Origin of the sequence: uncultured Shewanella sp. (assembly GCF_947491715.1) — a bacterium.
In the GTDB taxonomy this organism is placed as follows: domain Bacteria; phylum Pseudomonadota; class Gammaproteobacteria; order Enterobacterales; family Shewanellaceae; genus Shewanella.
Genome location: NZ_CANLKR010000043.1, coordinates 1 through 10,942, shown reverse-complemented (window position 1 = coordinate 10,942; position 10,942 = coordinate 1). Strand labels below are relative to the sequence as shown.

The window sequence follows — 10,942 nt, the reverse complement described above, 5'->3', positions numbered from 1 at the left end:
TAATCTACGTATTTTAATGTGGGTATTCTAATGCGAGTATTCTAGTGTGTCTAAGGGAGAGAGCGGATGAGTCATCATGCTATTAATGTTGCTGAATTAATTAATAGAAGTCTTAATGCTGCTCATATTCAAGCAGGCATAAAGATTGTCTTAGCTTATAGCGGCGGAGTGGACTCTGAAGTGTTGGCTCATGGTCTGAGTCTTTTTGCTAATGGGCCGTTATCTAAGGCGTATTCTAAGCCGTTTCAGTATCAACTCATTCATGTGCATCATGGTTTAAGTGCCAATAGCGATGAATGGGCAGGGCATTGCCAGCAACAAGCTATTCATTACCAATTGCCTTTTTCCCTTGAAAAGGTGACAGTGAATACAGGACCCAGATTGAGTATTGAGGCACAAGCGAGAGCGGCTCGTTACAAGGCCATCGCTCAGCATATGCAAGTGGGTGATGTCTTGTTAACGGCTCATCATCAAGACGATCAACTCGAGACTTTATTGTTGGCCCTTAAACGGGGGCTAGGCCCTAAGGGCTTAGCGTCGATGGGGGAAGTGCAGCCTTTCGATAATAACAAACACTTATTACGCCCTTTACTTACCATTGAGCGTGAGCAAATCGAGCACTATGGGGCGAAGCATAGCTTGGCCCATATTGAAGATGAGAGTAATCAAGACACACAGTTTGATCGTAACTTTTTGCGGCATGAGATCATTCCACTGCTTAAAAACCGTTGGCCCAGTATTACAAAGACGGCGAGTCGCAGCGCGCAGTTGTGTTTCGAGCAACAAGCGGTATTGGATGTTGAAGTGGCCAAAAAACTGCCTGTTATGTTGACGTATTCGTTATGGGGGCAAGGGCTGGACTTAGCCCTCTTGGCCGAGGAAAGTGAGGCTTGGCAAGCATTATTGTTGCGGGCCTTTATCGAACAGCAAGGTTTTTCACCACTGTCCCAAGTGCAAAATAAAGAATTATTGACTCAAGTGTTATTTGCAAAAGCCGATGCAAAACAAGCCATGCGCGTGGGCAATATGTTGGCGAGACGCTTTGGACAAGCCTTATATGTGAATGATGCAAAAAAAGAGCAGCGGTTGACTCAACACTATACTCAATGGGCTAAGACGCCAATCATATTAATGTTATCCGCTCCCCTCTCTTCAACGTTTGATGATTTGAGAGAACCCGGTGGCCCCACTCTTATAAATAAAGGCAATCAAGGAGATGTTGGGAACCAAGGTTGTGCAATATCACAAAAATTGTTTGATTTTAACGATAATGCCGCGAGCGTGGCGCAAGGCTTAATCGCGTATTGGAAGCAGGCTAGTGACATGAAAGCGGCGGCTCCTTCAGCGATGCCATTAATACGCCCGCCCAAAGCCACCGAGACAGTGACGTTACGCTTTGGGATTGCTGGCAGTACTCGCTGTCAGCCACACTTTCGTGATAAAGGCCGTGAACTGAAAAAGCTGTGGCAAGAGATCAATATTGCGCCTTGGGTGCGCTCGCGAGTGCCGATGATTTTTTATAATGACAAGCTAGTGTGCGCCGTGGGCTGCTGGATAGAGAAGGGCTTCATACTAAAAGATGAGCTAAAAGGTGAGCTAAAAGGTGAGCTAAAAGGTGAGCTAAAAGGTGAGCTAAAAGGTGAGCTAAAAGGTGAGCATGCTTCATCTGTAACTAACTCATTTGTAAATAGCACACCTGTAAATAGCACACCTGTAAATAGCTCACCTGTAAATAGCTCACCTGTAGATAATACCAAGCCTCATCATAGGGCGGATGGTGTGAGTCATGTGGGTCATATCGCTCATGCCAGTAATAGTGTTGGAATCGAATTTAGGTTGGAGTAGTGTGTCTGTTGTTTGGATCTTCAATAGTATTTATCGCTTCCAGCGGGTTTGTGCAGCTGCCTTTGTGGCACGCTGTTAACTCATCCCTGAGCGCTCTGCGATTTCCTCCCTGAAGTCGAAGGCCACAAATGCATCTACACTATAATTTAAAAAGCCAAAGCTATGTGTTTCTTCGAATTGGACGTATTTGGAGAGCGGCATGGTAAATACAGGTTCTCATGGAGAGTACAGAGCTGCATAGAGAGCCAGAAATGTCATGATAGCTGGGAATGTGATCTATACCGTTGAACATTTTGATAGAAACTCGGTGTTTCAATTTGGCTTATCCTCGCCTTAGTTAAGGTGGGCTGGTGCACTACCAGTGATAAAAAAGCCTTATTACTGGTAGAGATAAATCTAATTGATTCGTCGTTATCTTACTATCTGTACTACATTGTAACGTAGAAGGTTACCGTATCATTAATCAATTTGCTGTCAGATAATGAGTAGAAAGGAATATCGTAAATGCCTAATGAGAAATTTATGTATAACTGTTTTTTATGCCATGATAGTTTTCAGTATGGGCCAGAATTATATGATGGAAAAAAAATCTCTCTTTACGGTGGCATAATGGTTTGTATGGATTGTTACAACGCGAATTGGGATGGTTGGAATCGAGATCATGAAAAGAAACTTATTTCTCATTTAAATGAAAAGGGATTACCTATTCCTGAGCGTAATGAGAAAGGGCTGCTTCCAAGAGGAGAGTGAAAATTTATCATCAATAGTGGTGCCCACTATAAACCTACCTGTTTTTCTTGTATTGCTTCATGCTTATCAACTACTTAAATTAGCAGTTAACGATTTTACAACCATGGGTTTTGAGTGTACCTTGACGTCATAATGTTAAGCAGTCTGGAACGTTATCCTGCTGCTATTCAATAAGCTGTTATGTGTAAGGAAGAGCATTGAAGATTAGCGCATTTATCTTAATCACATTGTTGCTTACTTTTGTAATTGTGTTTTATTCATCGCTTACGCATGTAACTTGGGACGGTCATTGTAGCTACAAGGAAGAACATGGAATGATTCCGTTCTATCGTTCTCAGGCAGGAGAAGGACCAGCGGATGAATGTAAGAATGGGGTGATGTATCCAGGAATTTTCTATTTAGGTGGAATGGTAATATTCTACATATTCCTAATCTGTCTAACTTGGAAGTTTGACCAGGTCACAAGTTAAATACTATATTTACATTCTGTTACTTACCAAAATTGATTTTTAAATTAGATACTCTAATTTTATTTCTTATGACATACGGCGATGGAACAAAGCAATGATAATAATAAACGGAAGTGTAAATAGTAAAGGTAATATTGAATCCATAACAGAATCAGGAATTATTACGATCACATCCAGCAGAATTGAAAAAGGACAATACTCTATTCAAATTAGTGGATATGATTGCAAAAAAGAACCTATGGTTATTGTCACTACTTCTGATACAAGCAGTGACAATTCTTCTGTCGCAGCTTCCATACACAATTGCTCCGGAAAAGGTTTCACAGTGTCGACGCAATCAGCAAACGGTTCGGTGTCCGATTCTGGTTTTAGTTTCATTATTCTTACTCATTACGATAACCACTGCTATATAATTACTTATGGCATTCTAAAGCCAGAAGAAGATAGTTATCCAACTCTTAATGAATTAGTAAAAGTTAACTGGGGCCTTCCTATTTCTAACTCAGAGGGTTGTGGATTATGGATCAATCAGGAAAGAACAAGCAGTATAGGTACATTCAGAAGCGATTCGTATTTCTATATTACAAACCTATTAGGAAAATCGACACATATTAAACAATCAGATTTACCTAAATTAGCCAAGCATAGCATTGAGGCTCGATACCCTGACAAGAACTTTTCATATTTCAGTTACGCAGCATATGAAAATTCTTTTGGATACATGTACCCCCTAATTGCTGAAATAGTAGATCCAACTCCCAATGATGCCTGGGATACAATAAACTTTGCGAACATATTGAGATATGCATACTGCTCCAAGTTAGCCTATTCAACAAGTATTGAAGATCTTCACATCCAATCTACAGAACAAGATAGCGATTTATTCCTAAAACTGATGACATTCGACAATAAAATCGAGGTAATTGATCATATAAATTTTGATAAACTTACCCCAAATGGTATAGCAATTAGGGTTCCTGCTGTCCCTGAACTGGATTTAGAAGAGGAAATTATAATTGCATTTGAAGGCACAGATAATTGGCTTCACACTCTTATAGATATTATATGGGTGGTAGATCACAGAGGAACGGAAATCCACAAACTCGTTGGTAACTGCTATAATTTCGTTCAGCGTGTATTAAAGAGATATCCTGCAAATGAGTCATCTTACGTTTGTGGTTATAACGAACCGACAAATGGTTTCGGGGAGTTCAATGTAGTTCTTACTGGCCACTCGCTAGGTGGGGGGCTAGCATGTCGGGGCGCAATAGAAACTGGTTTATTAGCAAGAACTATTAGTGCACCTGCAAACGCAATTAAGTTTGAACACGGCAGTTATATGTCATATAAAAACGTGATTAATTTCTCTGTAGGAACGGACCCTGTTCCCACATTAACAAGATCCGATAATCGATTTGTTTTCAAAGAAAAACTAGGGAATCCTTTAGAATGCCACTACATTGATAATATTATAAAGGGTATTTTAGAACCATTAGTTGTAAACTATGATCAATGTATAAGCAATTACGATTTATACAGTAAGATATTTGTTGAAGGTGATGCAACTATTGGTGCGGGAATGAAAAGGCAAATTCAACATTGGGGAAAAACCAAACCAACCACAATAGAAAAAAGGGAAATATCATGCAGCAGATCGTAGCATATGGAAGGATCAATGGTGATGGCACAATCGACTCCAACACGTGTCACTCTGGAAACTTTGGTTGTGATACTGATACTCAAACTGGCCTTTATCACCTTTGGTTCAATACTAATCTATTTACAGATAGCGTCGTCGTCGTCGCAACAGTTGATTGCTCTCAACATAAAGATAGCTATTGCGCAGTTGCGTCTGTGCACAATATAACGAATACGGAGTGTCACATATCCATTTCAAATATGTCTAGTGTTAGCAAAAGTCTTCCATTCAACTTTATTGCTATAGGGAATAGCAAATAAACTAATAGTTAAATTGTAAGTGATACTTAAATGCATGTTTCGAGGCATCACATGTGTCGCTGACGCTAGTTTGACATCCTCCCTGCCCTCCAATGCAGGGAGACTAGCAATCAAAGTTCATTTCCACGTAAATAATCCCTAAGCTGCGATTTAAATATTTCTTCTTCGTAAGAATAAAATGTGAGGGGCGCCACAGGCAAGAAAATCAATCCAAGCCACGCTTTATCTACAACTCATCACAATCCTTTGTTAATGAAAAAAGAAACAGCAATACAGCTAATACTTTGTTAATGCAAGCATTATTAGTAAAAAGTGATAAAACTGGGGGTTGTGTCGCAAAGTTGAAAGGTAGATTTTAGTTATTGAAGCAGTGATAAAACCAGTTATCACGGGTAGAGATTAATTAACCACACCAATTCTCACGCCGCCCCAGCCACCGACGGCCTAGCCTTTTATTGATGATAACATTGCTTAAATTCCTCTCTTCTTTACCAACTTCTAATGTAGAGTAAAAAAGTACGTTTTTAGAAACTTACAAATACCCTAGCACAGGGGGAAAGACTCCAGAATATTGACTCTACATATCTCAAAAATACGCCTTAAAAATAAATTCAATGATTCATCTACTTATACTCTAATTTGCTACTTCAATCTAAATTCACAATATACATAATAAGTATGTTAAACTGCTTCTCGCCCTACCGCTTAGTAGGGACTCTTGTACTTTTCCGATGTGACATATCGGCACTCTATAGCTGCCCCCCTAAGCCTTATATCATTAGGCTAAACAATGTTAAAACTAGTAAAATCAAACGTCATTCCTTTGAAGAAAACCTCGCTTAATATACCCACTGCAATCATTTATTGCGAAGGTCAGTTTGGAAAAACAGATGGCAAGACAGCTAACGGCCTTGTCAGATCCTCACAAAAGTACCGAATATTATCAGTCATTGATAGTGAAATGGCGGGACTAAATTCCGGAGAAGTACTCGGAGAAGAAAAGAATAATATTCCCATTGTCGCTAATATGATGGAAGCAACTGAGTTTTCCGAAACCATGCCGGATTACTTTATTTTTGGTATCGCTCCTTCGAGCGGTGTTTTATCTAATGCTGAAAAATCTATTATTCTTGCTGCAATGTCATTGAAGATGAATATTGTTAATGGATTACACGAATTCTTAAGTGATGATCCCAAATTTGTGGAAGCCAGCCAAAGAAATAACGTAACCATTTTTGACATCCGTAAACCTAAAAGCAAAGAAAACTTAAACACATTTAGCGGTAATATTCACGATGTGAAATGCCCACGCATTGCGATTTTAGGAACAGATTGCGCAATAGGGAAACGAACGACCGCGACAATATTAACCGCAACGCTTAGAAAGAAAGGGATTAATGCGGTGATGATTGCAACCGGACAAACTGGCATAATTCAGGGTTCAGCCTACTGTGTTGCTTTAGATGCCGTACCTTCTCAGTTTTGTGCAGGCGAATTAGAATCCGTTATCTTAGAAGCATATAAAATAGAAAAACCTGATGTAATAATCATTGAAGGTCAAGGCGCATTAAGCCATCCAGCATTCTCTACCAGTGCATTTATACTCCGAGGCAGTTGTCCAACTGGCGTTATTTTACAGCATTCGCCCAAACGCATAAATCGTGTCGATTTTCCTAATATGCTGATGCCATCAGTCGCTTCAGAGATAAAACTGATTGAAACCTTCTCTGATACTTGCGTTATTGGAGTCACACTCAATCATGAAGACATGCCTGTCGATGAAATATCGGCATCAATTGACGATTATGCTACTCAATTAGGATTACCTGTCACCGATGCGCTGTCGCAACCTTCGAGTAGCCTAATCAGTATGGTGTTATCTGCCTTTTCTAATTTAGAAAACAAAATGACTGTTAAAGGATGAGCTACCCTCAGTTAGCAATCGACTGCTCCAAAATTTACCACAACACTAAAGCACTTATTCATCGCCTTGGACTCAAAAATATAATGGTCATACCGGTGACCAAGATTTGTTTAGGTCACCCGATCATCGCTCAAGTTCTTATCAATGCTGGTGCGACGATACTTGCAGATTCCAGAGTTGAAAATATTGGAAAAATGAGGCGTGCGGGTATTACCCAGCCAATCATGTTGATCCGTTCTCCAATGATAAGTCAGGTTACTGAAGTCATTCAGTATTGCAGCATCAGTCTCAACACTGAACTATCAGTAATTCAAGGCCTTTCTTGTGCTGCGAATAAATTAGGTGTCATACATGACATCATTATTATGGTGGAACTTGGAGATTTACGTGAGGGGCTAATGACCGAGGATCTTATGGCATTTATCGAAAAGATAATATTTTTACCTAATATCATCTTGAAAGGTATTGGAACCAACCTTGCCTGCCGATATGGCATTTCCCCTGATAATACCAATATGTCTCAACTGTCAGACTTAGCCGATGCAATAGAAAAAAAATTCGATATTCAACTGGACATTATTTCAGGAGGGAATTCTGCAACGCTTAATTGGGCATTTAATAACGTCAGTAAAACAAGAGTTAACCAGCTTCGATTAGGTGAAGCTGTTTTTTTAGGTACAGAAGCGTTACATCAGGACAAAATAGAAGGATTGTTCTGTGACTTCATAACACTTACAGCTGAAGTCATTGAATCTAAAATAAAACCCTCACTACCTTGGGGACAGCAAGCACTAAACGCCTTTGGAGAAACACCAAAAACATGTGATAGAGGAGATGTATCACAAGCCATTCTTGCTTTAGGTCGACAAGATGTTAGCATTGCTGGACTCAAACCTCCAAATGGCGTAACAATTGTTTCCTCAACAAGTGATCATTTAGTTGTTGAGACTTCAAAAATTTTAGAGGTTGGTGAAAAAATTGAATTCCACTTAACTTATGGCGGTATCTTATTCGCCATGACCTCCCCCTTCGTGGACAAACTTTTCCTAAAATATTGAGATGGTGAAGAAACTCAGTTTTAGCAAATGAGAGGCTGCTCAAAATACAGTAATAACCAATATTTTTCGACGCTATCTTAAAAAAACCGGCTCATTATCAATGGTATAGACACTTCAACCTCTTCATGTAAATGTTTTTATAGTAATCGTCCTTAATAGATAATTTATAGTGGTCTCTGTAAATGAGTCAGTTTCATCGAGCTGTAATGAAAAATATATTTGGGTATCAGTCCCTGAACGAGGTCTTTAGGCGGGACAGGGCTGACTTTATGACAAAGCGGAGTCCAAGGTGCAGGATAAGCCGCATCATAGTTGATTCCAATACCTTCAATTCTATAAAGATAGAAGATGTTTTTTAATTCTTTTTTTAAAATTAACATAAATAAAGCCTTATTATAAGGCTCAGGGGGGGCGACTAAGCAACACCGAGAGATAGTTCGGAACAGAAAAGAAGTCCCTACTAAGCAGTAGTGACACATGCCACACTAACACACTTTATAGGTTTCCGGCTAATTTAACTTTATTCTGAGCAAATAATCAGGTGGAAATTACCGCCATATCGAGAAATTCAAAAGCCATTAGTGCAGATAGGTATGGCCTACCAGTGATAAAAAAGCCTTATCACTGGTAGGGCTATAATAAAAGAGTTTACTGGCTTGTTAATGAGTGATAAGTGATGAGTAAAAATAGAGCTTGTATTTTCTGCGGGGAAAAAGCCCGAAATAAAAATAATGAACATGTTCTTCCTCAGTGGCTATTGAGTCTTACAGGTAAGCCAAGCCGAACTGTAAAGTTTGGTTTGAATTATAAGAATGGAAAAATGTTAGAATATAGCTGGAATAGATTTTGCTTTCCTGCTTGTGAGAAGTGTAATAATCATTATTCTGATATTGAGAATCGTTCAAAAAAATATATAGAAACTATTTTAAACAGAGGAAGTTTGTCGAGTTTTGAGTATTCAGATTTAATGGATTGGTTGGATAAAGTTAGGATAGGCTTATGGTTGGGTTACATGTTGATTCAAGGTAACCCTTTAGGTGTTAACCCCAATTTTTATATAAATAATAGGATTTGCAAGAAAGATCGAATGATTGCAATTTACTCAATAGAAAGCAATGAGGTTGGTTTAAATGCAATTGGTGTAGATTCATTAATTTTTCATTCCCAACCTTCTTGTTTTGGTTTAAGAATAAATAATATTTTAATCATTAACATATCAAACGATTACTTATTTTCAGAACGTTGTGGATTTCCATATCCAAAAGTTAGATATACTTCTTTAGATGGGGATAATGCAAATATGATGCATTTTACAAACTTTGAGGTAACAAGGCCTGTCAAGCACCCATTACTCGAGAAAAAAATCATTAAACCATCTATACACCTGTATCAACCAATAATGAATAGACCACATAAAGCTAACAAAAATAGTAAAATATTTCAGTCTGGTTTTGAAGGTGATTACAATCTATGTGATTCGTATCTTCTTCGAAATACAATGTCAAAATATCCTGATCCTCCACCTCCTATAGGCACGAGTAATAGTAATGATGCCTGTAAAGGGAAGCTATTTTTTCAACATCTGAATGAAGTTGAACTGATACAGGATATAAATGAACCAATAAATTTTCAGCGCGTTACAGGGATTCATTCGAGACCAGTATATGAATTAATTAAACAAATTTATGATTTTCAGAATCTAGTATATCAACAAGAAAAAATTGAGGCTAATGACCAACTTTTATTAAAAAGTAGAATGGAAGATAGACAAGAAATTATCAAGTTGAATGAAAATGAGCTATCAAAGTACTTGGAATGGGCAAAGTTAGGGCATAAAGATAATTTCCTTCAAAAACCGTCCTTTTAACATAATACTGATAGTGTCAATCGTGACTTTGCCACTTAACCAAAGTCCTTGGGCTAAGGGGCAAAACCATAGGTTTACTTGCTAAAAAACAATTGAAAATGGCATGCTAAAAAGTGGTCAATTTCATCACTTTGAGAGTTGAGGCTGATTGAGAGATGAGTTGAGTATAAAAGAATGAAAACAGGATTATTGAGGTTGTTTGCTGCTCTATTCGCTTTTTTATTCAGTCTAATAGGGCAAGTGGGCTATCCATGTCCTGCCAAGGCAAAAGCGGAACACCTTTGCTATTCGGCCATAGTGATGAGCGACTTATATTTATTTGAGCAAGATGATGCCAAATTAAACGTGATACATGGTTATTCATTTGCCGCTTATCGCACTGAATTAGGGACCAGTATCTTTGTCAGCCCTTTTGGCAGTGCGAATCCGACATTAACACAAGATACCGATGTTGATAGAGGCTTTTTCCTGAAACAAGTCAAACCCGAAGTCAAGGTGACGGCGGCAGGTGCGGCGGGATTAATGCTTTATAAGCGCAGCCCTGAGAATCAAAACGGCACCGATAGAGTGTCAACCTCATCTGGCATGGGCTTAAGTTTATCGGGCTCGGTATCCAATAACCCATCATTAGGCGCGAGTATTAGCTATAGCCAAAGTCGCTCGCAAATGACCAATTTAACGGATTGGCGCACAATGACCTATTCAAATTCAGGTTATGATGCGAATTGGGATTATCATTTTAATAAGTATTTCGAACTAGATGATTGGGTGGTGGATAAGCTGTTGTCTAAAAAAGCGCGTTTGAAGGCAGTGCCGGTGATTTCTGCCCACGGTTTACAGTATTCAGCAGAGGCGATTTGGTTTGGAAGTCATCATAAGGTGAGTGGTTTTTTTGAGTTTACAGTGAAAACGACGGTCGTGAATGAACGCTTAAAGTTTGTTAAAAATAACTTACTGGATTTTGAGCTAAGCTCGACCCATTTTACCCACGGATTATATACCCAAACCACTTGAAAGTGCATGTTTTCAGAGCCCGTAAAAAGGCTTAATTCAAGGCGCATTATTGAAA

At 38.8% G+C, this 10,942-nt stretch carries 8 protein-coding genes; all 8 read left to right on the top strand.

The genetic code is table 11. The features are described from left to right. Positions 1-66 precede the first annotated feature (66 nt). The 8 genes from tilS to Q0779_RS20350 all read left to right on the top strand — a co-directional run bounded on the left by tilS (position 67) and on the right by Q0779_RS20350 (position 10,887). Positions 67-1,845: a tRNA lysidine(34) synthetase TilS gene (tilS, locus tag Q0779_RS20385; protein WP_298775510.1), complete on the top strand. Its 1,779-nt coding sequence runs from the start codon at positions 67-69 to the stop codon at positions 1,843-1,845. Positions 1,846-2,349: 504 nt separating this feature from the next. Further along, positions 2,350-2,595 carry a hypothetical protein gene (locus tag Q0779_RS20380; RefSeq protein WP_298775509.1) on the top strand — a complete coding sequence of 82 codons (246 nt, stop codon included), beginning with the start codon at positions 2,350-2,352 and terminating at the stop codon, positions 2,593-2,595. A gap of 564 nt (positions 2,596-3,159) precedes the next feature. Next, positions 3,160-4,725 (top strand): hypothetical protein, encoded by a 1,566-nt coding sequence (locus Q0779_RS20375; RefSeq protein ID WP_298775508.1) that lies wholly within the window; start codon positions 3,160-3,162, stop codon positions 4,723-4,725. Further along, the gene (locus Q0779_RS20370) at positions 4,710-5,024 is read left to right on the top strand and encodes a hypothetical protein (protein WP_298775507.1); all 315 of its coding nucleotides are present in this window, start codon (positions 4,710-4,712) and stop codon (positions 5,022-5,024) included. Before Q0779_RS20375 ends, Q0779_RS20370 begins: the two co-directional genes overlap by 16 nt. A gap of 790 nt (positions 5,025-5,814) precedes the next feature. Continuing rightward, positions 5,815-6,948, top strand: coding sequence for a DUF1611 domain-containing protein (locus tag Q0779_RS20365; protein WP_298775506.1), 1,134 nt, complete (start codon positions 5,815-5,817; stop codon positions 6,946-6,948). After that, positions 6,945-8,006, top strand: a complete 1,062-nt coding sequence (locus Q0779_RS20360) for an alanine/ornithine racemase family PLP-dependent enzyme (protein ID WP_298775505.1) — start codon at positions 6,945-6,947, stop codon at positions 8,004-8,006. Before Q0779_RS20365 ends, Q0779_RS20360 begins: the two co-directional genes overlap by 4 nt. Positions 8,007-8,682: 676 nt before the next feature. Continuing rightward, positions 8,683-9,873: a hypothetical protein gene (locus Q0779_RS20355; RefSeq protein WP_298775504.1), complete on the top strand. Its 1,191-nt coding sequence runs from the start codon at positions 8,683-8,685 to the stop codon at positions 9,871-9,873. Between the two features lie 174 nt (positions 9,874-10,047). Then, positions 10,048-10,887 (top strand): hypothetical protein, encoded by an 840-nt coding sequence (locus Q0779_RS20350; protein WP_298775503.1) that lies wholly within the window; start codon positions 10,048-10,050, stop codon positions 10,885-10,887. Positions 10,888-10,942 lie beyond the last annotated feature (55 nt).